The sequence below is a fragment of the Modestobacter sp. URMC 112 genome (assembly GCF_053502575.1).
In genome coordinates this window covers 3,864,259-3,888,314 of record NZ_CP199957.1, presented here as the reverse complement: position 1 = coordinate 3,888,314, position 24,056 = coordinate 3,864,259, and the positions used below count along the sequence as shown (strand labels likewise).

The 24,056-nt window shown below is 73.7% G+C and carries 26 protein-coding genes; 19 read left to right on the top strand and 7 right to left on the bottom strand.

Features of this window, described 5'->3' with window-relative positions:
• Nucleotides 1–64 precede the first annotated feature (64 nt).
• From ACWIX6_RS18475 to ACWIX6_RS18450, 6 genes are all read left to right on the top strand, one after another.
• Nucleotides 65–1,297 (top strand): CpaF family protein, encoded by a 1,233-nt coding sequence (locus ACWIX6_RS18475; RefSeq protein WP_448613895.1) that lies wholly within the window; start codon nucleotides 65–67, stop codon nucleotides 1,295–1,297.
• The gene (locus tag ACWIX6_RS18470) at nucleotides 1,294–2,157 is read left to right on the top strand and encodes a type II secretion system F family protein (RefSeq protein ID WP_448613894.1); all 864 of its coding nucleotides are present in this window, start codon (nucleotides 1,294–1,296) and stop codon (nucleotides 2,155–2,157) included. Before ACWIX6_RS18475 ends, ACWIX6_RS18470 begins: the two co-directional genes overlap by 4 nt.
• Nucleotides 2,158–2,173: 16 nt before the next feature.
• Complete coding sequence (locus ACWIX6_RS18465) at nucleotides 2,174–3,115, top strand: type II secretion system F family protein (RefSeq protein WP_448613893.1); 942 nt, start codon at nucleotides 2,174–2,176, stop codon at nucleotides 3,113–3,115.
• Between the two features lie 34 nt (nucleotides 3,116–3,149).
• On the top strand, nucleotides 3,150–3,356 hold the full coding sequence (locus ACWIX6_RS18460) for a hypothetical protein (protein ID WP_448613892.1): 207 nt from the start codon (nucleotides 3,150–3,152) through the stop codon (nucleotides 3,354–3,356).
• 115 nt (nucleotides 3,357–3,471) lie between these two features.
• Nucleotides 3,472–3,831 carry a TadE/TadG family type IV pilus assembly protein gene (locus ACWIX6_RS18455; protein WP_448613891.1) on the top strand — a complete coding sequence of 120 codons (360 nt, stop codon included), beginning with the start codon at nucleotides 3,472–3,474 and terminating at the stop codon, nucleotides 3,829–3,831.
• On the top strand, nucleotides 3,828–4,283 hold the full coding sequence (locus ACWIX6_RS18450) for a hypothetical protein (RefSeq protein ID WP_448613890.1): 456 nt from the start codon (nucleotides 3,828–3,830) through the stop codon (nucleotides 4,281–4,283). The genes ACWIX6_RS18455 and ACWIX6_RS18450 overlap by 4 nt, the downstream gene beginning before the upstream one ends.
• A 21-nt stretch (nucleotides 4,284–4,304) precedes the next feature.
• Here ACWIX6_RS18450 and ACWIX6_RS18445 read toward each other — a convergent pair whose 3' ends face one another.
• Nucleotides 4,305–4,967: a hypothetical protein gene (locus tag ACWIX6_RS18445; protein ID WP_448613889.1), complete on the bottom strand. Its 663-nt coding sequence runs from the start codon at nucleotides 4,965–4,967 to the stop codon at nucleotides 4,305–4,307.
• A 279-nt stretch (nucleotides 4,968–5,246) separates the two neighbouring features.
• On the opposite strand from ACWIX6_RS18445, the gene ACWIX6_RS18440 reads away from it, so the two are divergent.
• Complete coding sequence (locus ACWIX6_RS18440) at nucleotides 5,247–5,762, top strand: OsmC family protein (protein WP_448613888.1); 516 nt, start codon at nucleotides 5,247–5,249, stop codon at nucleotides 5,760–5,762.
• Nucleotides 5,763–6,040: 278 nt separating this feature from the next.
• Here ACWIX6_RS18440 and ACWIX6_RS18435 read toward each other — a convergent pair whose 3' ends face one another.
• Complete coding sequence (locus ACWIX6_RS18435; RefSeq protein ID WP_448613887.1) at nucleotides 6,041–6,178, bottom strand: hypothetical protein; 138 nt, start codon at nucleotides 6,176–6,178, stop codon at nucleotides 6,041–6,043.
• A gap of 794 nt (nucleotides 6,179–6,972) precedes the next feature.
• Between ACWIX6_RS18435 and ACWIX6_RS18430 the strand changes: the two genes are divergently transcribed.
• The gene (locus ACWIX6_RS18430; protein WP_448613886.1) at nucleotides 6,973–7,662 is read left to right on the top strand and encodes a hypothetical protein; all 690 of its coding nucleotides are present in this window, start codon (nucleotides 6,973–6,975) and stop codon (nucleotides 7,660–7,662) included.
• A gap of 70 nt (nucleotides 7,663–7,732) precedes the next feature.
• Here ACWIX6_RS18430 and ACWIX6_RS18425 read toward each other — a convergent pair whose 3' ends face one another.
• Nucleotides 7,733–8,647 carry a hypothetical protein gene (locus ACWIX6_RS18425; RefSeq protein WP_448613885.1) on the bottom strand — a complete coding sequence of 305 codons (915 nt, stop codon included), beginning with the start codon at nucleotides 8,645–8,647 and terminating at the stop codon, nucleotides 7,733–7,735.
• Between the two features lie 519 nt (nucleotides 8,648–9,166).
• Between ACWIX6_RS18425 and ACWIX6_RS18420 the strand changes: the two genes are divergently transcribed.
• Nucleotides 9,167–9,811 carry a laminin G domain-containing protein gene (locus ACWIX6_RS18420; RefSeq protein WP_448613884.1) on the top strand — a complete coding sequence of 215 codons (645 nt, stop codon included), beginning with the start codon at nucleotides 9,167–9,169 and terminating at the stop codon, nucleotides 9,809–9,811.
• A 59-nt stretch (nucleotides 9,812–9,870) separates the two neighbouring features.
• On the opposite strand, the gene ACWIX6_RS18415 is transcribed toward ACWIX6_RS18420, so the two are convergent.
• Nucleotides 9,871–10,107, bottom strand: a complete 237-nt coding sequence (locus tag ACWIX6_RS18415; RefSeq protein WP_448613883.1) for a hypothetical protein — start codon at nucleotides 10,105–10,107, stop codon at nucleotides 9,871–9,873.
• A gap of 240 nt (nucleotides 10,108–10,347) precedes the next feature.
• Here ACWIX6_RS18415 and ACWIX6_RS18410 point away from each other — a divergent pair, with 240 nt between their 5' ends.
• The 5 genes from ACWIX6_RS18410 (at nucleotide 10,348) to ftsX (ending at nucleotide 16,009) form a co-directional block, all read left to right on the top strand.
• Nucleotides 10,348–12,120 (top strand): putative bifunctional diguanylate cyclase/phosphodiesterase, encoded by a 1,773-nt coding sequence (locus ACWIX6_RS18410; RefSeq protein WP_448613882.1) that lies wholly within the window; start codon nucleotides 10,348–10,350, stop codon nucleotides 12,118–12,120.
• Between the two features lie 41 nt (nucleotides 12,121–12,161).
• Entirely contained in the window at nucleotides 12,162–13,130 is a 969-nt protein-coding gene (locus ACWIX6_RS18405; RefSeq protein WP_448613881.1) for a hypothetical protein, read from the top strand.
• An 88-nt stretch (nucleotides 13,131–13,218) separates the two neighbouring features.
• Nucleotides 13,219–14,331: a peptide chain release factor 2 gene (gene prfB, locus ACWIX6_RS18400; RefSeq protein ID WP_448613880.1), complete on the top strand. Its 1,113-nt coding sequence runs from the start codon at nucleotides 13,219–13,221 to the stop codon at nucleotides 14,329–14,331.
• A 61-nt stretch (nucleotides 14,332–14,392) separates the two neighbouring features.
• Nucleotides 14,393–15,082: a cell division ATP-binding protein FtsE gene (gene ftsE, locus ACWIX6_RS18395; protein WP_448613879.1), complete on the top strand. Its 690-nt coding sequence runs from the start codon at nucleotides 14,393–14,395 to the stop codon at nucleotides 15,080–15,082.
• A gap of 42 nt (nucleotides 15,083–15,124) precedes the next feature.
• Nucleotides 15,125–16,009, top strand: a complete 885-nt coding sequence (gene ftsX, locus ACWIX6_RS18390) for a permease-like cell division protein FtsX (protein WP_448613878.1) — start codon at nucleotides 15,125–15,127, stop codon at nucleotides 16,007–16,009.
• Between the two features lie 72 nt (nucleotides 16,010–16,081).
• Here ftsX and ACWIX6_RS18385 read toward each other — a convergent pair whose 3' ends face one another.
• Nucleotides 16,082–16,960 carry an endonuclease domain-containing protein gene (locus ACWIX6_RS18385; RefSeq protein ID WP_448613877.1) on the bottom strand — a complete coding sequence of 293 codons (879 nt, stop codon included), beginning with the start codon at nucleotides 16,958–16,960 and terminating at the stop codon, nucleotides 16,082–16,084.
• Nucleotides 16,961–17,092: 132 nt separating this feature from the next.
• Here ACWIX6_RS18385 and smpB point away from each other — a divergent pair, with 132 nt between their 5' ends.
• Complete coding sequence (smpB, locus tag ACWIX6_RS18380; RefSeq protein WP_448613876.1) at nucleotides 17,093–17,569, top strand: SsrA-binding protein SmpB; 477 nt, start codon at nucleotides 17,093–17,095, stop codon at nucleotides 17,567–17,569.
• Nucleotides 17,566–18,486, top strand: coding sequence for an NADP-dependent oxidoreductase (locus ACWIX6_RS18375; protein ID WP_448613875.1), 921 nt, complete (start codon nucleotides 17,566–17,568; stop codon nucleotides 18,484–18,486). Before smpB ends, ACWIX6_RS18375 begins: the two co-directional genes overlap by 4 nt.
• Nucleotides 18,487–18,511: 25 nt before the next feature.
• Here ACWIX6_RS18375 and ACWIX6_RS18370 read toward each other — a convergent pair whose 3' ends face one another.
• Nucleotides 18,512–18,838 carry a DUF1905 domain-containing protein gene (locus tag ACWIX6_RS18370; RefSeq protein WP_448613874.1) on the bottom strand — a complete coding sequence of 109 codons (327 nt, stop codon included), beginning with the start codon at nucleotides 18,836–18,838 and terminating at the stop codon, nucleotides 18,512–18,514.
• Between the two features lie 87 nt (nucleotides 18,839–18,925).
• On the opposite strand from ACWIX6_RS18370, the gene ACWIX6_RS18365 reads away from it, so the two are divergent.
• The 3 genes from ACWIX6_RS18365 to ACWIX6_RS18355 are packed head-to-tail and all read left to right on the top strand — an operon-like array spanning nucleotide 18,926 to nucleotide 21,769.
• Nucleotides 18,926–19,816, top strand: a complete 891-nt coding sequence (locus ACWIX6_RS18365; RefSeq protein WP_448613873.1) for an amidohydrolase family protein — start codon at nucleotides 18,926–18,928, stop codon at nucleotides 19,814–19,816.
• 11 nt (nucleotides 19,817–19,827) lie between these two features.
• Nucleotides 19,828–20,826 carry a GNAT family N-acetyltransferase gene (locus ACWIX6_RS18360; RefSeq protein ID WP_448613872.1) on the top strand — a complete coding sequence of 333 codons (999 nt, stop codon included), beginning with the start codon at nucleotides 19,828–19,830 and terminating at the stop codon, nucleotides 20,824–20,826.
• A gap of 52 nt (nucleotides 20,827–20,878) precedes the next feature.
• A complete protein-coding gene (locus ACWIX6_RS18355) occupies nucleotides 20,879–21,769 on the top strand; it encodes an SCO6745 family protein (RefSeq protein ID WP_448613871.1) in 891 nt (296 codons plus the stop codon).
• A gap of 22 nt (nucleotides 21,770–21,791) precedes the next feature.
• Here the strand turns inward: ACWIX6_RS18355 and ACWIX6_RS18350 are convergent, their stop codons facing one another.
• Nucleotides 21,792–23,939, bottom strand: coding sequence for an acyltransferase family protein (locus ACWIX6_RS18350; protein WP_448613870.1), 2,148 nt, complete (start codon nucleotides 23,937–23,939; stop codon nucleotides 21,792–21,794).
• Nucleotides 23,940–24,056: the final 117 nt, after the last annotated feature.

The window sequence follows — 24,056 nt, the reverse complement described above, 5'->3', positions numbered from 1 at the left end:
CCTCGCTTACAGTCACCGGACTCAATCGTCGGGATGGCTGGTCAGCGGGGGTGTCGTGCCGAGTGTGACCAGTCCGGTCGAGGTCGTCGACGGCGAGGTCCGGGAGCTCATCCGCCGACGCGGGCTGGACCCGTTCACCGACCCGGTGCCGGTCCGGCTGCTGGTGCGCGACGTGGTCGCCGACTACTCCGAGCGGTCGTTGTCCTCGGCGCTGCCGCCGATCGCGGACCCGGAGACCGTGGTGCGGGAGGTGCTGGACCGGGTGGCCGGCTTCGGTCCGCTGCAGCGGTACCTGGACGACCCGGAGGTCGAGGAGATCTGGGTCAACGAGCCGGGCCGCGTCTTCGTCGCCCGCCGTGGCCGCAGTGAGCTGACCACCACGATCCTGGGTGCGGGTCAGTTGGCGGACCTGGTCGAGCGGATGCTGCGCACGTCGGGGCGCCGGATCGACATGTCGACGCCGTTCGTGGACGCGATGATGCCCGACGGGTCGCGGCTGCACGTGGTCATCCCGGACATCACCCGCCGGCACATGGCGGTCAACATCCGCAAGTTCGTGCTGCAGGCGCACAGCCTCGACGAGCTCGTGGCGCTGGGGACCCTGCCGGCACACGTGGCCCGGTTCCTGGAGGCCGCGGTCGCCGCCGGGCTCAACATCCTGGTCTCCGGCGGCACCCAGGCCGGCAAGACGACGCTGCTCAACTGCCTGTGCGCGGCCATCCCCGCCCGCGAGCGGGTGGTGACCTGCGAGGAGGTCTTCGAGCTCCGGGTGCCGCTGCCCGACGTGGTGGCGATGCAGACCCGTCAACCCAACCTCGAGGGTGCCGGGGAGATCCCGCTGCGGCGGCTGGTCAAGGAGGCGCTGCGGATGCGGCCCTCCCGGCTCGTGGTGGGCGAGGTCCGCCAGGAGGAGTGCCTGGACCTGCTCATCGCGCTGAACTCCGGGCTGCCCGGGATGTGCACGCTGCACGCCAACAGCGCCCGTGAGGCCGTGGTGAAGATGTGCACGCTGCCGCTGCTGGCCGGGGAGAACATCGGGCACGCGTTCGTCGTCCCGACGGTGGCCTCCAGCGTGGACCTGGTGGTGCACGTCGGCACCGACCCGACCGGTCAGCGGCGGGTGTGCGAGGTCGTCGCCCTGCCCGGCCGGACCGAGGGCAGCGTGGTGGAGACCGCGGACCTGTTCACCACCCGCGACGGGCGGCTGGTCCGCGCCGACGGTTACCCGCCGCACCCCGAGCGCTTCTCCGCCCTGGGCATGGACCTGGCCGGGCTGCTCGGGGAGCCGGCCGCATGAGCGTCCCGGGTGGGCTGCTGGGCCTCGTCCTGGGCGTCGGGCTGCTGCTGGTCTGGCGCAGCGGTCCCCGCGCGCCCCGGCGCCGGGACGGCGATCGCCGTCCCGGCCGGCGTCAGCGGCTGCTGTCCGCGGCCGGGCTGACCGGCATCAACGGCGTCCAGCTGGTGGCCCTGCAGGTCGCGCTGGGCGTGGCCGCGATGGTGCTGGTCCTGGCGACCACCCGGACGGTGACGATCAGCCTGGTGTTCGGTGCCTTCGGGGCCGCGGTGCCGCACCTGCTGGTCCGGCGGCTGGCCGCCAGGCGGCGGGCCGACCTGCGCGAGGTGTGGCCGGAGGTGGTGGACAACCTGACCTCGGCCGTGCGGGCCGGACTGTCGCTGCCGGAGGCGCTGGCGGCGCTGGGCGTCCGCGGCCCGGAGGTCCTGCGCCCGGCGTTCTCCCGGTTCGCCGCCGACCATCGCTCGACCGGTCGGTTCAGTGACTCACTCGACCGGCTCAAGGACGACCTGGCCGACCCGGTGGGTGACCGCATCGTCGAGACGCTGCGGGTGGCCCGCGAGGTCGGCGGCAGCGACCTCGGGCGGGTGCTGCGGACGCTGTCGTCCTTCCTGCGCGAGGACGCCCGGGCCCGCGCGGAGCTGGAGACCCGGCAGGGCTGGGTGGTCCAGGCCGCCCGGCTGGCGGTCGCTGCCCCGTGGATCGTGCTGCTCCTGCTGGCGACCCAGCAGCAGACGCTGGCCGCCTACGACAGCCCGGTCGGGACGGCGCTGCTGGTCGGCGGCGGCGTCGTCTGCGGAGCCGCCTACCGGTTGATGCTGCGCATCGGTCGGCTGCCGCAGGACGTGCGGGTGCTCCAGTGAGCGACGGGCGGCCATCGTGAGCGCCGGTCTGCTGGGGATGCTGCTCGGGCTGCTCGCCTCCACCGGCCTGCTGCTGGCCGTCTCCTACGCCCCGCCGTTCCGGCAGGTGCGGCTGGTGGACCGGCTGGCGCCCTACGTCTCCGACGCCCCGGCGCCGTCCCGGCTGCTGGGCACCGCCACCGAGCCGGGGCTGCTGTCCGCGGCCCGGCGGGTGTTCGGCCCGGCGCTGGCCGACGGGGCGCACCGGGTCGACCGGCTGCTCGGCGGGCGGGTCGCCGTCCGCCGGCGGCTGGACGCGCTCGGCGCCGACGCCACCGTCGAGGACTTCCGGGTCGAGCAGGTGGTGTGGGGCGCGCTGGGCCTGCTCGCCGGCGCGGGGCTGACCGTCCTGGGTGCCGCGCTGGCCGGGTCGGTCAACGTATTGTCCGCCGTCCTGCTGTGCGTGGCCGGGCTGGTGGGCGGGGTGCTCGGGCGGGACTGGTGGCTGACCCAGCAGGTCCAGCGCCGCGAGGAACTGCTGCTGGCCGAGTTCCCCGTCGTCGCCGAGCTGCTGGCGCTGGCGGTGACGGCAGGGGAGAGCCCCACCGCGGCGATGGCCCGGGTGACCCGGCTGTCCGGCGGGGAACTGGCCCGCGAGCTCGGTGCGGCGCTGGGCCGGGCACGCGCCGGGGTGCCGCTGGTCGAGGCGCTGCAGCAGCTGGCCGACCGCACGTCACTGGACGCGTTGGCCCGGTTCGTCGACGGCCTGGTGGTCGCGATCGAGCGCGGCACGCCGCTGGCCGAGGTACTGCGCGCCCAGGCCGCCGACGTCCGGGAGGCCGGCAAGCGGCGGCTGCTGGAGGCCGGCGGCCGGAAGGAGATCGCCATGATGGTGCCGGTCGTCTTCCTGGTGCTGCCGGTCACCGTCCTGTTCGCCCTGTTCCCGGGGCTGATCAGCATCGTCTCGCTGGCGCAGTGACGCCGGTGGCCCACAGGAGGAGGAAGGACGACGGATGCGCATGTACGCGTTCCTGATGACCGCACTGGCTGCGCTGGTCGCGCGGGTGCGGGGCGAGGACCCCGAGCGGGGTGACGTGCCCGGCTGGGTGATGATCACCGTGATGACCGCGGCCCTGGTGCTGGCGATCCTGGTGCCGTTCCGGGCGGCGATCGTGGAGGCGGTGCAGAACGCGCTGAGCTCCGTCACGAGTGCCGGCTAGTAAAGGACCCCCGTGCCCCCCGCTCCTCGCAAGCTCGCAGCGGGACCCTGCACGGGGGCCAACGCGGGACCCTGCACCGCAGCCGGCGGGGGAGTGCGAGCGGGGCAGCGCGGTCGTGGACTTCGTGCTGGTCGGCGTGCTGGTGGTCGCGCTGCTGCTCGCGGTGCTGCAGGTCGCGGTGTACGTGCACGTGCGCAACGTGGTGGTGGCCAGCGCCCAGGAGGGCGCCCGCTACGCGGCCAACGCGGACGTGCCGGCGTCGGTGGGTGCTCCGCGGACGCTGGAGGTCGTCGCCCGGGCCACCTCGGAGCGGACGGCGGCGGGGTTGGCGTGCGCGTCGGTGCAGGAGGTTGACGACAGCGGGCTGACGCTGGTCGTCGTCCGGTGCTCGGGTGCGGTGCCGAGCCTGTTCGCCGCGCTGGGGGACCTGTTGCCGCTGTCGGTGACCGGTCGGGCGGTCGAGGAGGCACCGTGAGGTCCGCCTGCCCGGACGATGGTGAGCGCGGGTCGGCGATCGTGGAGTTCGTCTTCATCGCGCTGGTGGTGTTCCTGCCGCTGGTCTACGTGGTGGCCGGGTTCTCCGCGGTGCAGCGCGGGGTGTTCGCGGCGAACGCGGCGGCGCGGGAGGCCGGGCGGGCGATGGGCACCGCGCCGGACCCGGCGACCGGCCAGTCCCGCGCGGAGGCGGCGGTGCGGGTGGCGGTGGCCGACCAGTCTGTCCAGGTGACCGACGTGGTGCTGGGCTATGCCCCGGTGGGCGGTGGATGTGGTGCGGCGGGCAGCTACGCGCCGGCGCTGACGCCGGGGGAGGAGTTCTCCGTCTGCGTGACCGTGACCGTGCGGATCCCGCTGTTGCCGGACTTCATCGACGCCAACACCGCCACCGGCCAGTTCCTCGTCGAACGCGACCGCTACGTCGACCCCTGACACCGACGTGGCCGCGACCCGTCAGCGGGCGGGTTCCTGCATCGCGAAGTGCAGGGAGGCCACCAGGACCCACAGGCCGCCGGACGTGAAGCCCAGCAGTCCGGCCGGCCCGACCGGAGCCAGGGCGACGACCAGGGGGACCAGCATCAAGGCGCTGAACCAGCGGAACCAGCCGGCGAAGACCCCGTACCCGAAGCCGGCGACCACTGCCGCGGTGACCATGACCAGCGACGGGACCGCGCCGATCCGGGCGCTCTCCCACCCGGCGGTCAACAGCACGCGCGCCGTGACGCCGTCACCCAGGTCGGCCGCGGTGGCCAGGGCGATGCTCTCGGCGGCGAGGTCGATCCACAGGGTGCCGGCCAGGACCGCCCCGGCCACCCCCATGGCGGCGACCCATCCGGCGGCAGCCCGCAACCGCCACCACAGCGGGCCGGCGAAGAGGACGGCCAGGACCGCGGCGAGGGACAGCAGCGACGCTCCGGTGGTGAGTGCGTCGACGTGCTCGTGCAGCCCGCCCGCGAGCGTCTCCGGGGTCATTGTGGGGTCGAGGCCCTTGCCACCGACGTCCGCGAACGAGATGCCCACGAACGCGACGACGACCGAGGCCGCGCCGGCCAGCGCCGTGACTCGTTCCGCGACGCCGGTCCCTTCGCTCGATGGCCGGACGACATTCGCAGCCATGTCCGCTCCCGTGCTCGCACGCGCCGGTCCCCCAGTCGCCAGCATCGTGAGGCCCCGCTCGGCTGCACAAGAGTCCTTCGCGCCTCCGCCGTTGTGCCCTGATGGCTGCGTCGGGGACGTCGAGACGACATCGGCGCACAACGGCGGGCCGCCACCGCCCAGACAGGGGGAGCTGCAGCCGGTGTGGCCGCGCGGTGCGGGGTGGGCCACGATCGGGAGGACACAATCCTCCGGCGGCCGGTCGCCGTCCGGGAGGCCTCGGACCCCACTGGAGGACAGATGGACGCCGCGGAACTCCGCGCTCTGCAGGCCCCGATCAAGCAGCGCTACCGGGAGGAGCCGGAGGCCGCGTGCGCGCCGATGGAGGCGCACGCCGCGTGGACCGACCCGGGCGTGACCGCGACCGTGGACACCTGGGCCGGCCCGGTCCGCGCCGGCCTGCACCCGACCACCGGCGGTGACGGGTCGGACGCCTGCTCCGGGGACATGCTGCTGCAGGCGCTGCTGGGTTGTGCCGGGGTGACCCTGCGCAGCGTGGCGACGGCGATGAACGTCGAGGTCCGCAGCGCCTCGTTCACCGCCCGCGGGCAGATGGACGCCCGCGGCACCCTGGGCGTCTCCCGCGAGGCGCCGGTGGGCATGCGCGAGATCGAGGTGCTCGCCGACCTGGACACCGACGCCGACGACGCCACGCTGGAGAAGCTGGCCACGCTGACCGAGCGGTACTGCGTGGTCGCGCAGACCCTCGGCTCGACGCCGAAGTTCACCGTGCGGAAGGCCGCGCCCGTCGGCTGACCGGGGACGAGGTCCGTCTCACCCGGACAGGGCCGGCTCCGACCGGGCGGCCCGGTCCTCCGAGCGCGGGCCGAGGGTCCTGCGGCTGCGCGTTCAGCGCGTGGGCGATGGGCCCACCCGTCACCGCGGTCGACACCGAGCCGAGGACCGCTGCCCAGGTCGCCGCCCTCAGATCCCGCCGTCGGCGACGCTTCTCCGTGCGGGGTGTCCTCGCCTGGCCCGGGGAGGGGCCACCCCTGTCGGCGGGGACGTCGCCCTCCGGTCAGGCCTCGGGCACGTCAGGTCGTCGCCGCGGTCACCTGATCGACGCGGACGTCGGCCGGGGCGGCCTGCCGGTCACCGTCGCGGTCCCGGGTCGACCGCACGACGAGCGACCCGTCCAGCGTCGCCTCCAGCCGCTTCCTGAGTCGGCGCACGGACGGCTCCCCACCGGTGAGATCGGAGATCCAGTCCTCGAGGTCAGCAGTCACGACCCGTACATCGGCGCCCCGACGGCCCGGTGTGACCGGGCATCCGCGGGCCGACGGAGCAGGATCCGCGGACCCCCACGGGCGCCGGGGCCGGGGTAGCTTCCCGTGGCTGTCCGCCCGACGAGGAGCCACCGTTGCCCGACGACTCGCTGCCGCCCGGCTGGCGTCGCCACCGCCCGAGCCACGGCGACACCACTCCGCGGGACGGGTCGACCCCGCCGGACCCACCCGCGCCGGAGCCCCCGGCTGCCGAGCCGCCGTCCCCGGCCAGCGGGCAGCCGGTCCTGGCGTTGCCGCCCTCCTACGCGCCGCGGCCGGTGGACGAACCACTGCCGCCCCGGCCACCGGCCCACGACCCGCCACCGGCCGACGACCCGCCCCCGGCTCACGGACCTGCGCCCGGCTACGGACCGCCTCCCGGCTACGGCACGCCCCCGGGGTACGGGCCGCCGCCTGGGTACGGACCGCCACCCGGTTACGGACCGCCGCCCGGGCACGGAGTCCCTTCCGGCTACGGAGCCCCGCCTGGCTACGGACCGCCGCCCGGATACGGACCGCCGCCGGGTTACGGACCACCGCCCGGCTACGGGCCACCGCCCGGGTACGGGCCACCGCCCGGCCACCACGTCCCCTACGGTCAGCCGCCACGCGGTGAGCCGCTCCCGGGCGGACCGCCGCGTGGAGCCGTTGGCGACCCCGGTGGGCGGACGGGTGGGTACCTCCGCTGGTGGGCGCTGGGGATGGTCGTCGTGGTGGGCGTCGTCATCGCGGCTGCCCTCACGGGCGGCGGCGGCGACCCGGGCCGCACCGCGGCCACCGGGTCCTCCGCCGGCGCCACCACCTCCGCACCGGCAACGCCCGAGTCGACGCCCGAGTCGACGCCTGAGCCGGCCCCCGCCCCACCGCCTGTCGAGGAGCACTCCGGCGTCGGGGCCACCGTGGTGATGCTGACCGCGACCGACGCCCGCGTCGTCCGGCTCACCCATGACGGGTCCAGCAACTTCGCGGTGTGGTCGGTCGGCGCCCAGGGCCAGGACATCGGTCTGCTGGCGAACGAGATCGGCGCCTACTCCGGCGTCCACCCGCTGAACTTCCTGGACGGCGACGAGGCCGTGGCCCTCCGGATCGAGGCGGACGGTCAGTGGACGGTGAGCTCCGCTCCGCTGGCGACCGCGCCGTCCTGGGACGGCACCGGCACCTACTCCGCCGACGGCGCCGCCGTCGTCCTGGTCGAGGGTGCGGCCGAAGGGCTCACCCCGGTGACGCTGACTCATGAGGGGGAGGGGAACTTCGCGGTGTGGGGCTACGGCGACTTCCCCAGCCTGCTGGCCAACGAGATCGGCTCGTACACCGGCGAGACGATCCTGCCCGGGGGCACGGTGGTGCTCGCCGTGGACGCCGATGGGCCCTGGACCATCGCCAGGTCCTGACCGCGGCCTGGGAACGCACCGAGCCCCGCCGTCGACGACAGCGGGGCCCGGGCGAGCTGGTGAGGGTCGGTCAGAAGCTGTACTCCCAGCCACCCAGCTGACCCCACGAGGGGTCGAGCACGAGCGTGCCGCCGGCCGCCGGCACGTCCAGCACGACGGCGCCCACGTAGGTCTGGCCAGGGCCGAGCTGGTCGCTGGTGAAGGTCTGGCTGTCCTCCAGGCACCCGTAGGTCGCCATGCTGTCCAGCGCGTCGACGGTGACCCCGTCGGCCCCGATGAAGGTGAAGTCGTACCCGCTGAGCGACAGGTAGTCGTCCTCGCTCACCGCCGGGCTGGTGGCCACGGTCATCTGGACGGCGACCAGGTGGCGGCCCGGGTCGACCGGGGTGCCGTAGGCCGCCCAGTCCGCGTTGCACACGGGGTCGACGGTGATCGCGTCGACGCTGAAGGTGAGGAAGTCCGCGCCGGAGTCGTCGGTCAGGCCGCCCTGCTCGCCGATGGCCTGCACGACGTTCCCGCGCTCGTTCTCCGCACCGGCACCGGCACCGGCATCGACGTCACCACCGGCGTTCGTGTCGGCCTCGGCGTCGAGCACCGCGTCGCCGCCCTCGGCGATGCTGGTGTCCGCCGGCAAGGAGGCGTCCAGCTCGGCGACGGCCTCGTCGACGGCGGCCACGAACACGATGTTGATGACGATCGCCACGACGATCGCCAGGACGGACAGCGCCGAGCCGATGACCGACATGACACGGTGCGACTTGACGATCCCGGCGATGCCCAGTCCGAGGCCGACCAGGGCCAGGACGATCGCCAGGTAGTTGACGACCGGGATCCAGGACAGCAGCAGGGCGATGATGCCCAGCACCAGCGCCGCGATGCCGAGGCCCGAGCCCTTCGGTCGCTGCTGCTCGGGGAAGGGCGGGGGTGGATAGCCGTAGACGTAGGCGCCCGGCTCCTGCTGCTGTGGATACGACTGCTGCGTCATGGTGCTCCCCGTGGGCTCTGGTCCGACGGAGCCGAAACTATGTGGAACCCAGGCGGAACGGCACTGTCAGCATGTGACGAAACGGGTGTGATTCGGCCGCCCGGCGTCGGGCAACCCCTGGCGAAGGGTCGGCTCAGGCGAGCGGCAGCAGGTCGGCGAGCTCCGCCTCGAACCAGTCGTCGCCGAGGTCCTCGACGTCACGAAGTTCCAGCTCGGCCAGCAGGGCGTATGCGCTCTCGATGTCCATGCCGACGACGTTGCGCGCCGGACCGCAGGGGCACCTCCAGCGTTACGCAAGAGTTCCGCAAGCCTGCGTCGGCTGCCCACGAGATGTGCCAGTCACCGCACCGCGGCTGCCACGAACGGCGTGCCGTCGGCGCGGCGAGCGGTGGCGCGCGGCAGACCGTCCGCCGGCCGGCCTCCGGCCCGCTAGCTTCCCGGCCAGTCCACCGACCGGAAGGCAGCGCCATGCCCCGTGCGTCCCGTGCTCCCCGACTCCTCCAGCCCCTGACCTGGTGTGTGGCCCTGGCGGCCGCGCTGGTGGTCACCTCGGCGACACCCGCCGCTGCGGCGCCGGTGCTGGTCACCTCCTGGAACATGGGCGATGGCGGCTCGACGATGTCCGACGCCACCGGCCGCGGGCACACCGGCACGCTCCGCAACGTCACCGTCCGCCAGCCGGGCGTCTCCGGCTACGGGTACGGCTTCTTCAAGACCCCGTCGTACGTGAGCGTCCCGTCGTCGGGTGACTTCCGCCCCGGCACGGGCAACATGAAGATCACCATGAGCGTGCGGTTCGCCGAGCCGCCGACCACTGCTGTCAAGGACTACGACCTGCTGCGGGTGGGCCTGTCCACGACCGCCGGCGGCAGCTACAAGGTCGAGGTGGTGCAGAACGGCCGGGGGTACTGCAACTTCCGCGGCTCCTCCGGCGGGGTCAGCATCAGCGCCGGCCCGAACCTGGCCGACGACCGCTGGCACCGGATGTCCTGCGCCCGCAGCGGGAACGCCGTCGTCCTCACCGTGGACGGGACGTCGTACTCCCGGTCGGGCCCGATCGGCTCGATCACCAGCTCGGCGACGCTGTACATCGGCGCCAAGGACGGCGGCGGCGCCGACCAGTACACCGGCCTGATGGACTCCGTCACCATCACCAAGGGCTGACCGGGGGCGCCCACCGAGGGAGACCCCGAGCCCTGCGAGGGGTCGGCGCCGGGACGGCGTCAGGCGCCGCGGTCGGCCTGCGCGCGCACGATGCCCAGCAGGGCCAGCTCCAGCGAGCCGTCCGACAGCTCCCCGCGTTCGACGGCGGCACGGGCGTCGGTGGACAGCAGCCCGAGGTCGACGTCGTCCAGCCAGGTCACGTCGTCGCCGGTCGGCCGGCCCACCTTCAGCACGCCGTCCCCGGGCTGGACCACGTAGTCCTCGCCGCCGAGCTGGATCGTCTTCGAGTCGCTCATGGCGTCCTCCTACCCGGCGCCGGGGGAGCACCACACCCGTGGCGGCGACACGCCCACCGGCCGCGACATGCCCACAGGTCTGCCGGATGGCGGCTCCGACTCGCCGGTCCTACGTGGGGGCACTCACTCTTTCCCGACACGTCGGCGTGGCGGGACGCTCCTCGGGGTTCGCGATACTGAAGCTGGACGAACACGGAGCGCCACCGACGGCGCGTCCTCAACTGCAGGCGGAGGTGCCACGTGCCAGGGCGAGCGAGCAGCCACGAGCTGCCCACCGACGTACGGCGGGGGGACAGCGCCTCGCGCGGTCACACCGTCGTGGTGGAGGCCGTCCTCGACGCGTTGCCCTCACCCACGCTGTTGCTGGACGCCGAGGGCCGGGTGCTGCTGGCCAACTCCGCCTGGACGGCGGCCGCCGGGCTCCTGGGCGACGACCGGCTGGACATCGGCGTCGGCGACGACTACTTCGAGTTGGCCCAGGCGCTGGCCGACGACCCCCGCACGCTGGTGGTGCTGGACCGCCTGCAGGAGCTTTCCCGCGGCGAGCGCGAGCTGGTCTCCTCCGACTACGCCTTCGTCACCGCCACCGGCACCCGCTGGTTCCACCTGCAGGCCTCCCGGGTGGACCGGGCCGGCCAGATCGTGGTCACCCACACCGACGTCACCTCGCGGGTGCGGGCCGAGCGGGCGTCGGCCTGGCAGGCCCGGCACGACCACCTGACCGAGCTGCCCAACCGGGCGCACCTGCACGAGCTGATCGACGCCGAGCTGCAGCGCCCCGACCACCCCTCGGTGACCGTGCTCTTCCTCGACGTCGACGGCTTCAAGGACGTCAACGACTCCCTGGGCCACGAGGTCGGCGACGACCTGCTGCGCCAGCTGGCGGCCCGGCTGAGCGGGCGCACCCGCAGCGAGGACACCGTCGGACGGCTCGGCGGTGACGAGTTCGTCGTCCTGGGCCGGGACTGCGACCCCGCCGGCGCCGCGGCGCTGGCCATCCGCTGCCAGCGGGCCTTCGACGAGCCCTTCCAGCTCAACGGCCGCAGCGCCCGGCTGACGGCCAGCATCGGCATCGCCACCGCCAGCGTCGCCGACGTCCCTGGGCTGCGGTCCACCGACCTGGTCGGGAACGCCGACCTGGCGATGTACGCGGCCAAGGCCGCCGGCCGCAACCGGGTGCGGGTGTTCAGCCCCGAGCTGCGCGCCGCCGTGCACCAGAAGGCGCTGGTCGCGACCGAGCTGCGCGGAGCGATCGACGCCGGCGACCTGGTGCTGCACTACCAGCCGGTGCTGCACCTGCCCACCGGCGCGGTCACCGGCGTGGAGGCGCTGGTCCGCTGGCAGCACCCCGAGCGCGGACTGCTGCCGCCCAGCGACTTCATCCCGGTCGCCGAGCAGAACGGGCTGATCACCCCGCTCACCCGCTGGGTGCTGGCCGAGGCCACCCGGCAGGCGGCCCGGTGGGCCGACGCCGGCCTGGACGTCGTCGTCGGGGTCAACATCAGCGCCGCGCACCTGGCCACCGGCACCCTGGTCAGCGACGTCGCCTTCGCGCTGGAGGTGTCCGGCCTGGCGCCCGAGCGGCTGCTGCTGGAGCTCACCGAGACCTGCGTGGCCGAGGACCCCGAGCGCGCCGCCGAGCAGTTCGCCGCCCTGCAGATCTCCGGGGTCGAGGTCTCCATCGACGACTTCGGCAGCGGGTTCTCCTCGCTGTCCCAGCTGGTCTCCATGCCCGCCGGCGTGCTCAAGATCGACCGGGCCCTGGTCGCCGGTGCCGACCACCGGCGCAGCCAGTCCGCCGCCGCGGTCGCCGCCGTGGTGGGGCTGGCCCAGGCCTGCGGCATGCGGAGCACCGCCGAAGGCGTGGAGACCGCCGAGCAGCTGGCCATGGCCACCGACCTCGGCTGCACCTACGTGCAGGGCTTCCACATCGCCCGGCCGATGCCGGCCGCTGAGCTGTCCGCGTGGATCGCCTGCCGGCCGGTGCCTCAGCTGTCCATCGCCGTCCCCTGACCGGGTTGTCCCCGGCGGCCGGAGCGAGCAAGGTGGTCGCGGTGCCTCCCCGATCCCCACTGACCGCGCTCCCCGGCGCCCTGCTGGTGGCGGTGCTCGCGCTCGGCGGCTGCTCCGCCGCCCCGGAGGGCGGCGGTGGCAGCCAGGCCGCGGCCGAGGACGCCGACCGGTCCGCCGCGGCGACCAGCACCGCCGCGCCGACCACCCCGCCTCCGCCGCCGCAGCTGCCGGGCGGAGGCACGCAGGTGTTCCCGGACCGCCGGCTGGTCGGCTTCTCCGGCGGGCCGGGGTCCGCCGCGCTGGGCCCGCTCACCGGCGACCTCGCCGCGGCCGCCGCCCGGCTGCGCGAGCAGGCCGCGCCCTACGGCGCCGACCGGACGGTGCTGCCGGTCTTCGAGCTGATCGCCACGATGGCCCACCCGTTCCCCGGGCCGGCCGGCACCTACAGCGCGCCGGCGACGGACGAGACCGTGCAGACCTACCTGGACGCCGCCCGGGCCGCCGGGGCCGTGCTGCTGCTGGGCATCCAGCCCGGGACCGAGGACTTCCTGCCCGCCGTCCAGCACTACGAACGCTGGCTCAAGGAACCCGACGTCGGCCTCGCGCTGGACCCGGAGTGGGCCGTCGACCCCGGTCAGCGGCCCGGCGACGTCTTCGGCTCCACGACCGGCGCCGAGCTCGACGCGGTCGCGGGCTACCTGGACGGGCTGGTCACCGCCGGCGGGCTGCCGCAGAAGGTGCTGGTCTACCACCAGCTGCACGTGGACATCGTCCGCGACGAGCAGCTGCTGACCGAGCGCCCCGGCGTCGTCCTGGTGAAGAGCGTCGACGGCATCGGCGCCGCCGCGGACAAGGTCGGCACCTACCGGCGGGTGGTCGAGGGCCTGCCGCCGTTCGTGCACACCGGCTTCAAGCTGTTCTACGAGGAGGACGTCCGCTCCGGCCCGCTGATGGCCCCCGCCGACGTCCTCGCGCTCGCGCCCCAGCCGGAGTACGTGCTGTACGAGTGAGGTCCAGGCGCGGCGTCAGCGCGCTCCGGGCGGGTCGGCCATGAGTCCGATCGGTACCCGGGCGCCGGGCGCACTACCCTGGATCGACGTGGCCGCTGACTTCTCTGTCGTACTCGACGAACTGAACACGACGCTGAAGTCGATCGAGGCCGTCCTGCGGATCGACGACATGCGCAGCGAGATCGCCGACCTGGAACAACAGGCCGCCGCGCCGGACCTCTGGAACGACGTCGAGGCCGCCCAGGCGGTCACCTCCCGGCTGTCCTACCTGCAGGGCGACCTGCGCCGGGTCGAGGACCTGCGGTCCCGGCTCGAGGACGTCGCCCTCATGCACGAGCTGGCCGAGGAGGAGGGCGACGCCGACACCACGGCCGAGACCGAGCGCGAGCTGGTCGGCATCCGGACGGCGATCGAGGAGCTCGAGGTCCGCACCCTGCTGTCGGGGGAGTACGACTCCCGCGAGGCCCTGGTGACCATCCGCTCGGAGGCCGGTGGCGTGGACGCCGCCGACTTCGCCGAGATGCTGATGCGGATGTACCTGCGCTGGGCGGAGCGGCACAAGTACCCCACCGAGGTCTACGACGTCTCCTACGCCGAGGAGGCCGGCATCAAGTCGGCCACCTTCGCGGTCAAGCAGCCGTATGCCTACGGCACGCTGTCGGTCGAGCAGGGCACCCACCGGCTGGTGCGCATCTCGCCCTTCGACAACCAGGGACGCCGGCAGACCTCCTTCGCCGGGGTCGAGGTGCTGCCCGTGGTCGAGCAGACCGACCACGTCGACATCCCGGAGAACGAGATCCGGGTCGACGTCTTCCGGTCCTCCGGCCCCGGTGGGCAGAGCGTCAACACCACCGACTCCGCCGTCCGGATGACGCACATCCCCACCGGCATCGTGGTGTCCTGCCAGAACGAGAAGTCCCAGATCCAGAACCGGGCGGCCGCGCTGCGGGTGCTGCAGGCCCGGCTGCTCGTCGTCCGCCAGCAGGAGCAGCGCGCGGAGATGGACGCGCTCAAGGGGGAGGGCAGCAGCTGGGGCAACCAGATGCGCTCCTACGTGCTGCACCCGTACCAGATGGTCAAGGACCTGCGGACCGAGGTGGAGAGCGGCAACCCCTCCAACGTGCTGGACGGCGACATCGACGCGTTCATCGAGGCCGGCATCCGCTGGCGCCGCCAGCAGGAGACTGCGGAGTCCAACTAGCGCGGGGGCGCGCCGGTCGAACAGGACATGGTGCGGCCCGGGACAGGTACCGTGGCACCCCGTGATCGAATTGCAACACGTCACCAAGATCTACCCGACCAGCCCGCGGCCGGCCCTGGATGACGTCTCGATGCAGATCGACAAGGGCGAGTTCGTCTTCCTCATCGGCTCCTCCGGATCGGGCAAGTCCACCTTTTTGCGGCTGCTGCTGAAGGAGGAGAACCCGACCAAGGGCGTCGTCACGGTCAACGACAAGAACCTGGGCACGATGAGCAAGTGGCAGGTGCCCAAGCTGCGCCGCACCATGGGCTGCGTCTTCCAGGACTTCCGGCTGCTGCGCAACAAGACGGTCGCCGAGAACGTCGCGTTCGCCCTCGAGGTGATCAACAAGCCGCAGCGCACGATCAAGCGCGTGGTCCCCGAGGTGCTGGAGATGGTCGGCCTGGAAGGCAAGGGCAACCGGCTGCCCAACGAGCTGTCCGGTGGTGAGCAGCAGCGGGTGGCGATCGCCCGCGCGTTCGTCAACCGGCCGCTGGTGCTGCTCGCCGACGAGCCCACCGGCAACCTGGACCCTGAGACCAGCCAGGACATCATGCTGCTGCTGGAGCGGATCAACCGCACCGGCACCACCGTGGTCATGGCCACGCACGACTACCACATCGTCGACTCCATGCGGCGCCGCGTCATCGAGCTCAACGACGGCATCGTCAGCCGCGACCAGTCCCGAGGCGTCTACGGCGTCGGGCGCTGACCGTCCGATGACCGCTGGACCGCAGAACACGGCAGGGAACTGATGCGCGTCAACTTCGTCCTGTCCGAGGTGGCCGCCGGGCTGCGTCGGAACCTCACCATGACCGTGGCGATGATCCTGACCACCGGGATCTCGCTGGGCCTCATGGGCACCGGCCTGCTGATCGCCAACATGATCAGCGACATGCGGGAGATCTACTACGACAAGGTGCAGGTCTCGATCTACCTGACCGACGACGTCACCGACCCGCAGCGCGACGCGATCGCCGCGGCCCTGGAGTCCTCGCCGGAGGTGCAGGACTACATCTACGAGTCCAAGGCCGAGGCCTACGCGCGGTTCACCCAGCAGTTCCAGGAGCAGCCCGCGCTGATCGCCAACACCCCCGAGGACGCGCTGCCGGAGAGCTTCCGCGTCGAGCTGGAGAACCCCGAGCGCTACGCGGTGATCGCCGAGCAGTTCCCGGTCGGGCAGAACGGCGTGGAGGACGTCCGCGACGAGGGCGACTTCCTCGACCGGCTGTTCAGCCTGCTCAACGGCGCCCGGAACGCGACGATCGCGGTGGCCGTCGTCCAGGCGCTGGCCGCGCTGCTGCTGATCTCCAACACGATCCAGCTGGCCGCGTTCAACCGGCGCAACGAGACCAACATCATGCGGCTGGTCGGCGCCTCGCGCTGGTACACGCAGCTGCCGTTCATCCTCGAGGCGGCGCTGGCCGGGCTCATCGGCGCCGGCCTCGCCATCGGCGGGCTGGTGCTCACCAAGGTGCTGTTCGTGGACAAGACGCTGGCCGGGCCGATCAAGGCCGGCATCATCCCGCCGGTCGACTGGGCGGCGATCGCGGCGATCTCCCCGATCATCGCGGCGGCCGGCGTCGGCCTGGCCTCGGTGGCCGCGTACGTCACCCTGCGCCTCTACGTCCGCCTGTAGCTCGCCCTCCTGCCGCGGCGACTTCTGCGGTCTCGTGGCATCTCCAGCCAGGGAAGCCCGAGACCGCAGATGTCACAGCCGCAGAGCGCGCCGGACGGCGGCCACGAGCTCGTGCGGGCGGCCCAGGACGTCGGCGGAGCTGAAGCGCAGCACGATCCAGCCCTCGAGCACCAGCCGGTTCTGACGGCGTAGATCCCCGACGAAGACCCGGCGCTCCCGATGGACGTCGCCGTCGAACTCCAGCAGCACCTTGCGGTCGGGCCAGGCCATGTCGCCGAAGCCGATCTGCCGGCCGCTGTCGTCGAAGGCCTGGTACTGCAGGTTCGGGCGCGGCAGGCCGGCCTCGTGCAGCAACCACCGGACCACGGACTCCATGGGAGAGTCGACGTTCGGATCAGCCACCGCCAGCACGCGACGGCAGCGCGCAGCACCGCGTCCGGCGGGGGCCCGGCCGAGCGCCTGCTCGAGGTCAGCGGGTCGGCAGAGGACATCGAGCAGTTGGTCGGTGACCGCGAGCAGCGCTGCCGGCTCGAGTTCCGCGGCGAGGTCACGCCACGTACGAGCCGGCGTGGTCACCGGCAGTCCCCACCAGCGGTCCACCTCGTCCGGCCGGAGCGGCACGCGGTGCAGACGGCGGTCTCGGCGGTTCCTGGCCTTGGAGTCCGCCGGGACGATCAGGTGGGCGGGCCGGTCGGTCCGTTGCAGTGGGATCTTCACGCGCCACAGTGCGGCAGCCGTCTGGTGGCTGATGACCGCACCGGCCGGCGCCGTCATCAGAATCGCCGGCAACCGGGTGCGCACGTCGCCGTCGTCATGGCGCGGGAGGTAGGTGTCTCGGGAGAGCCTGATCACGTCCGGATGGCGCAACTGCCAGTCGGTGATGCCCTCTGTGCGGGCAGCGGGCCGGGTGAGCGGGCGGCCGACTCGGGTCGGCGCACGGCGGCGGGGCACCGGGGCAGGGTGCCGGTCAGAGGGCGGGACGCGCTGCCGTCGTCCACAGGCACGGTGAGTCCTGCGTTGTCGTGGACTCCCAGCGGCTGAAGGCCCGAGATCGCAGAACGAGCACGTGGGTAGCCTGGGGGCATGCCGCGTGAGACCGGGCGGAAGCTCATCGCCCAGAACAAGAAGGCGCGGCACGACTACTCGATCCTCGACACCTACGAGGTCGGCCTGGTGCTGACCGGCACCGAGGTGAAGAGCCTCCGCGCCGGTCGTGCCTCGCTGGTCGACGGGTTCGCCACGGTGGACCAGGGCGAGGTGTGGCTGCAGCACGTGCACATCCCCGAGTACACCGAGGGCACCTGGACCAATCACGCCCCGCGCCGCAAGCGCAAGGTGCTCATGCACCGGTACGAGATCGAGAAGCTGATCGGCAAGACCAAGGAGGGCGGGCTCTCGCTCGTCCCGCTGGACCTGTACTTCAAGGACGGCAAGGTCAAGGCCACCCTCGCACTCGCCAAGGGCAAGAAGAACTACGACAAGCGCCAGGACATGGCCGAGCGCGACTCCCGCCGGGAGATGGAGAAGGCCTTCGGCCGCTACGTGAAGGGCCGCAGGTGAGAGGCGTCGCCTACGACCGGTTCGGCGGCGAGGACGTGCTCCGCGTCCGCGACGACCTGCCCGAGCCCCCGGTCGGCCCGGACACCGTGCTGGTCCGCACGCATGCCGCCGGGGTCAACCCGGTGGACATGGGCATCCGCGCCGGCAACCTGGCCGGGTTCTTCCCGCACCACTTCCCGATCATCCCCGGCTGGGACCTCGCGGGGGTGGTCGAGCAGGTCGGCCCGGCGGTGGTCGACTTCGCGCCCGGCGACGAGGTGTTCGGCTACCTGCGCCGGGACGACGTCCAGTGGGGGACGACGGCGGAGCTGGTGCCCGCGCCGCAGCGCTGCCTGGCCGCCAAACCCGAGACGCTGTCCTTCGCCGAGGCCGGGGCGCTGCCGCTGGCCGGGCTGACCGCCTACCAGGCGCTCACCGAGGCGCTCGACGTCGGCGAGGGCGACCGGGTGCTGGTGCACCGGGCGTCGGGCGGGGTCGGCTTCTTCGCCGTCCAGATCGCCGTCGCCCTCGGCGCGCACGTGATCGGCACTGCCAGCCCGCGGAACCACGGCTTCCTGCGCGACGCCGGCGTGGCCGAGGTGCTGGACCACGCGGCCGGGCCGATCAGCGGGCAGCTGTCCGAGCCGGTGGACGCCGTCCTCGACCTGGTCGGCGGCGACACCCTGGCCGACGCGCCGAAGCAGGTGCGCGACCCGGCGCGGATCGCCAGCGTCGTGGACCCGGGCGTGCTGGAGCTGGGTGGCCGGTACGTGTTCGTCCGGCCCGACAGCCACGACCTGGAGGAGCTGGGCCGGATGGCCGACGCCGGGCAGCTGCGGGTGCCGATCGCCAAGGCCTTCCCTCTAGAGCAGACCGCCGACGCGCAGCGGCTGGTGGCCGGCGGGCACGTGCGCGGCAAGGTCGTCGTCACGCTCTGACCAGTCGCTGTCCAGAGGCGGTGCGTCAGATGGTCGGGCCGGTGCCGTTGGCCGCCCGACCGCCGCGCGGAGCCACGCGCATCACGACCGTCACCGTGTCACCGTCGTCGAAGCGTTCCTGCGCTCGGAGGTTCTGCTTCACCGGCAGCACGTACCCGCCGGCGCGTGGCAGCAGCGAGGTCTCCCACTCGGTGCTCCCGATGCGCACGCGGACCGGGATCACCCCCCAGCCGTAACTGGTCGCCGCCGCCTCGGCCCGGACGTCGGCACACACGTCCGCAGGCAGGGTCAACCAGTGGAACGGCGCCGGCCCGCGCCACTGGAACAGCTCCGCGCTGAAGCTCGTGTCCACGCCGCGGGAGGCTAGTGGCGCGCGGGTGCCGATGGTGCCCCGGGCGCCCGGCGTCGGATCGGCCGAGCCGGCTCTAGGGTCGCTCCCGTGACCGCCCCTCCTGCCGACGACGCCGACGTCCCGCGGTTCTGGCGGGAGCTCGGCCTGCCCGGCCTGGTCGACGTGCACGTGCACTTCCTGCCCGAGCGGGTGCAGGCCAAGGTGTGGCAGTACTTCGCCGACGCCGAGACGCACTACGGCCGGCCGTGGCCGATCACCTACGCGCTGCCGGTCGAGGAGCGGCTCGCCGTGCTGGAGGCCCTCGGCGTCCGGGCGTTCCCGACGCTGCCCTACCCGCACAAACCGGGCATGGCCGCCTGGCTGAACGACTGGTCGGCGGAGTTCGCCCAGCGTGATCCGCGGGTGCTGCGGTCGGCCACCTTCTACCCCGAGCCCGGCGCGGCCGAGTACGTCGCCGCGGCGGTGGACGACGGCGTCCGGCTGTTCAAGGTGCACGTGCAGGTCGGCCGATTCGACCCCCGCGACCCGCTGCTGGATCCGGTGTGGGCGCTGCTGGCGGAGGCCGGGACGCCGGTCGTCATCCACTGCGGGTCCGGCCCGCTGGCCGGCCAGCACACCGGCCCGACCCCGATGACCGGCCTGCTGGAGCGCCACCCGCGGCTGCAGCTGGTGATCGCCCACCTCGGCATGCCGGAGTACGGCGCCTTCCTCGACCTCGCCGAGCGGTACGAGCGGGTGCACCTGGACACCACCATGTTCGCCACCGACTTCACGCAGGCGCTGATGCCCTTCGACCGCGCACTGCTGCCCCGGCTGGGCGGGCTGCGCGACAAGGTCCTGCTGGGCAGCGACTTCCCGGCCATCCCGTACCCCTACGCCCACCAGCTCGCCGCCCTGCACCGGCTGGACCTGGGCGAGGACTGGCTGCGGGCCGTGCTGTGGGAAAACGGGTCGAGGCTCTTCGGCGTCGCCGCCTAGCCTCGGGAGCCGTGCCGACCACCACCATGCCCGCGCTGCCCGAGGGGCACACCGCCCGCCCGATGCGCCCGGACGACGTCGCCGTGCTCGCCGAGCTGCTGGAGGCGGCTGAGGTCCTCGACGACACCGGGGAGCACGAGAGCCCCGAGGACCTGGCGGCCTGGTGGGTCAACGAGCTGGTCGACCTGGACCGGGACACCCGGGTGGTGCTCGACCGCGACGACCGGGTGGTCGGCTACGCCGCGACGATCGCCCCGCCCACCTTCCGCGACGCCTACGCCGTGTACCTGGAGGGCCGGGTGCACCCGGACTCCCGCGGCCGGGGCATCGGCCGGGGGCTGCTGGCCTGGCAGCTGGACCGCGGCACCGAGCTACACGCCGAGCGGCATCCCGAGGCGCTGGGCCGGCTCACAGCGCGGGTGCCCACGACCATGCCGGCGCTGGAGTCGCTGCTGCGCCGCGCCGGGCTGCGGCAGACCCGCTGGTACGCCGACATGGAGCGCTCGCTCACCGACCTGCCGCCGGTCCGGCCGGTGGACGGCGTCGAGCTGGTCCCGTTCGGCTGGGACCGGGACGACGAGGTCCGCCGCGCCCACAACGCCGCCTTCACCGAGCACCACGGGTCCAGCGAGCGCGACGCCGCCTCCTGGCAGGTCATGTTCACCGGGCAGCCGTCCTTCCGTCCGGACCTGTCGGTGCTCGCCGTGCAGGACGGCGCCGTCGTCGGGTACGCGCTGGCCTACGTCTCCGAGGCGGCCGTCGAGGTGACCGGGGTCCGCGAGACGTGGTTCGGGCAGATCGGCGTCCTCCCCGCCGTCCGCGGTCGTGGGCTGGCCACCGCGGTGATCACCGCCGCGCTGCGCGCCGCTGCCGCGGCGGACTGCGGCACGGCCGGGCTCGAGGTGGACACCGAGAACGTCACCGGCGCCTTCGGCCTGTACGAGGCCCTGGGCTTCACCCGGCGGCGGACCCTGGCGTCCTGGACCCGCGACCTCGCCCCGCTGACCTGACCCGCGGTCCCCGCAGCCAGGCAGCCCGGGGCCGGGCCGCTACGGTCGCGCCATGGTCAGCGTCGATCGGCCCGCCGCCCGCCCGAGGATCGACCTGCGGCTGGTCGGCCGCGCCCACCGGCGCCTGGAGCCGCTGCACTCGCACGTCTACTTCGCCCCGGAGACCGACGAGCACCTGACCGGGGCCGGCCTGCGCCCCGGCCGGATGGTGTACTTCGCCGGCCGCGCCGCCGCGATGGGCGCCGTCGGCCCGGGGGTGGTGACGGCGACCTTCTACAACTTCGCGCCGGCCATCGTGGCCCGGCACGTCCCGCGGGCCTGGACGCTGACCACCCCCGAGCAGGTGCTCGCCGCCCGGCTGGACGCCGCGCGGGCCTCGCTCACCCGGCTGCTCGGCGGCCCGGCAGCGGCGGAGGCCGAGGACGTGGTCGAGCTGGGCGGGCTGCTCCGCGAGGCCTGCGCCGCCCTGACGCCGGAGGGCCGCCCGCTGTACGCCGGGCACGCCGACCAGCCCTGGCCCGAGGAGCCGGTGCTGCAGTTGTGGCACGCGGCCACGCTGCTCCGCGAGCACCGCGGCGACGGGCACGTGGCCGCCCTGGTCCGCAGCGGGACGACCGGCCTGGAGGCGCTGGTCGCCCACACGCTCACCGGGCGCGGATTCACCCAGCCGGCCGCCCAGACCACCCGCGGCTGGTCCGACGAGGAGTGGGCCGGCGCGCTGGCCGGGCTCGCCCACCGTGGCCTGGTCGCCGACGGCGCGCTGACCGAGGCCGGCACCCGGGCGCGGGCGGAGCTCGAGCAGGAGACCGACGCGCTGTCCGCTGCGCCGTTCGAGCACCTGGGGGCCGAGCGCACCGAGCGGGTCGCCGAGCTGGCCGGGGTCTTCGCCGCCCGGCTGACCGCCGGCGGCGCCTTCCCGGCCGGGACGCTGGCCCGGGGCTGACGAGCGCCCGGCCCGGCGCGGGTCAGGGCCGGGCGTCCTCGAGCGCCTCGGCCATGGTGGGCGCGATCTTGCGGGCGTAGTCGGCGGTCACGTGCAGTCCGTCGAACCGGGTCAGGGTCGAGCCGACGAAGATGGGGCACTCCCCGTCGTCGGAGCAGAACCACGGCCGGGAGTCGACGTACACCGCGCCCAGTGACCTGGCCATGCCCTCCTCCGCGGCAGCCAGCTCCGACCACTCGTCGTTGACGCTGGAGACGCAGTCCTTCGGGCTGCTCAGCCGCGTGTAGCACTCCTCGGGGTTCCGGCCCTGCGGCGGCGGGGCCATGAGCACCAGCTCACCGGCGTCCGCCGAGAACTGCTCCAGGTACCCCTCGAGGGAGGTGGCCCACGCGGCCGGCGTCAGCTCCTGCCCGTCGGCGTCCTCGTGCCCGATGTAGGCGTGGGTGACGACGACCAGGTCGGGCTGCAGCCGCTCGACCAGCGCGACCGCGTCGTCCTTCCGCTCGGGGCAGGCGGCGTCGACGCTCGTCGAGTGCGGGATGGTGACGTCCACGAACTCGCAGCCGTTCATGGCTGCACTGACCACCCGCCACTCGCCGTCCGCGGACTCCACGAACTCCTGCAGCGCGGGCACGTAGGCCACCGCCGTGGAGTCGCCGATCAGCACCGCGGTCCGGTCGGCCGACGCGGGACCCCAGGTGCACTCCTCGACGTCGAGGTCCACGGCGCCGGCGCAGGGGCGCACGTCCTCCGGCGTCCGGGAGCCCGACAGCACCTCGTCGATCGAGGGCTCGAGCGCGGGCCAGGACTCGGCGGTCAGCGCTCCGTCGATCTGCTCGTCCAGCGGCCGGTCGTCGGCGGTGTCGGCCACCGCCGTAGCGGCGGTCGGCGTCCCGAGCAGGGCGCCGGTGACCGTGCCCGCGGCGAGGAGCGACAGCCCGACCGCCCACGCGGTGCGCGGCGTGAGCGGCCGGTGGTCGCTCGTTCCGGCCGACGTGTGCCGGCGCCACTTCTCGTCCTCGCGGAGGAGCCAGCCCGACCGGGCGACCGGCTGCTCGACGAGGTGGTAGGACGTCGCCGCCAGCGCGAGCGCCGCGGCGACCAGGGCGAGCCGGGACACCGGCGAGTCCAGCGGGACCAGGGCGGTGGCGACCACGAACAGCGGCCAGTGCCACAGGTAGAGCGAGTAGGAGACGTCCCCGACGTACCGGAAGGGCTGGTGGGACAGGAACAGCTCCCCGGGCGCCCACCGGCCGGCGCGGGACCCGCCGGCGATGAGCAGCGCGGCACCCCCGACGGGGAGCGCGGCGGCGAACCCGGGGAACGCCGTGTCGTCGGTGACGAGCAGGGCGGCTGCCGCGATGCCGAGCAGCCCGGTCCACGCGGCGAGGGTCAGCGCCGGCACGGGGAGGGCCGCGATCCGGCGTGCGCCGACGGCCAGCAGGGCTCCGACGCCCAGCTCCCAGGCGCGGGTCGCGGTCGAGAAGTACGCCGTCTCGGGGCTCAGCGTCGTACCGACCACCGACCAGGCGAGCGAGGCCACGACGACCACGGCGGAGGCCACGGCGACCGCCGGGCGCGGCCGGCGGGCGAGCCGCGCGGCGGCCAAGGCCACCAGCAGCAGCAGGACGGGCCAGACGACGTAGAACTGCTCCTCGACCGCCAGCGACCAGAAGTGCTGCAGCGGGGACGGGGGCGCGCTCGCCGCGAAGTAGTCGGTGCCGGCGGCCGCGAAGTGGACGTTCGCCGCGAAGACCGCCGCGAAGCCCGCCTCCACGAGGGTCTGCTGGGCGCGGGAGCCGCCGATCAGCAGCTGCATCGCCGCCACCGTGACCAGGAGGGTCACCAGAGCCACCGGGAGGATCCGCCTGACCCGGCGGACGTAGAAGTCCCGGAAGGAGATCCGCCCGGTGCGCTCCAGTTCCCGCAGGAGCAGGCCGGTGATCAGGAACCCCGAGATCACGAAGAAGACGTCGACGCCGACGAACCCGCCGCGGGGCCAGCCGAGCAGGTGGGCGGCCACGACCAGTCCCACGGCGACGGCGCGCAGGCCCTGGATGTCGCCGCGGAAGTGGCCCGCCCGGTCCGGGTCGCCTGCCGTCGCGGTCGGTCCGGTGCCGGTGCGGGCTCCCGCGGTGGCTCGGCGCCGCCACTGGAGGCCGACCGCCACAGCGGCGAGGGCGGCCAGCGCCAGGGCTGCTGTCAGGCTGTGGACGTCGATCAGTGCCTCCGCAGGTGGGCCATGGGATCCGGACGTCGCGCCGGTGGGGCGGGCGTGGGGCACGTC

Bases quoted from the DNA above. Each gene is read 5' to 3' on its own strand.
- ACWIX6_RS18445 (WP_448613889.1), bottom strand. From the start codon at position 4,967: ATGGCTGCGAATGTCGTCCGGCCATCGAGCGAAGGGACCGGCGTCGCG.
- ACWIX6_RS18440 (WP_448613888.1), top strand. From the start codon at position 5,247: ATGGACGCCGCGGAACTCCGCGCTCTGCAGGCCCCGATCAAGCAGCGC.
- ftsX (WP_448613878.1), top strand. From the start codon at position 15,125: ATGCGCGTCAACTTCGTCCTGTCCGAGGTGGCCGCCGGGCTGCGTCGG.
- ACWIX6_RS18425 (WP_448613885.1), bottom strand. From the start codon at position 8,647: ATGACGCAGCAGTCGTATCCACAGCAGCAGGAGCCGGGCGCCTACGTC.
- smpB (WP_448613876.1), top strand. From the start codon at position 17,093: ATGCCGCGTGAGACCGGGCGGAAGCTCATCGCCCAGAACAAGAAGGCG.
- ACWIX6_RS18355 (WP_448613871.1), top strand. From the start codon at position 20,879: ATGGTCAGCGTCGATCGGCCCGCCGCCCGCCCGAGGATCGACCTGCGG.
- ACWIX6_RS18470 (WP_448613894.1), top strand. From the start codon at position 1,294: ATGAGCGTCCCGGGTGGGCTGCTGGGCCTCGTCCTGGGCGTCGGGCTG.
- ACWIX6_RS18415 (WP_448613883.1), bottom strand. From the start codon at position 10,107: ATGAGCGACTCGAAGACGATCCAGCTCGGCGGCGAGGACTACGTGGTC.
- ACWIX6_RS18430 (WP_448613886.1), top strand. From the start codon at position 6,973: ATGGTCGTCGTGGTGGGCGTCGTCATCGCGGCTGCCCTCACGGGCGGC.
- ACWIX6_RS18460 (WP_448613892.1), top strand. From the start codon at position 3,150: ATGCGCATGTACGCGTTCCTGATGACCGCACTGGCTGCGCTGGTCGCG.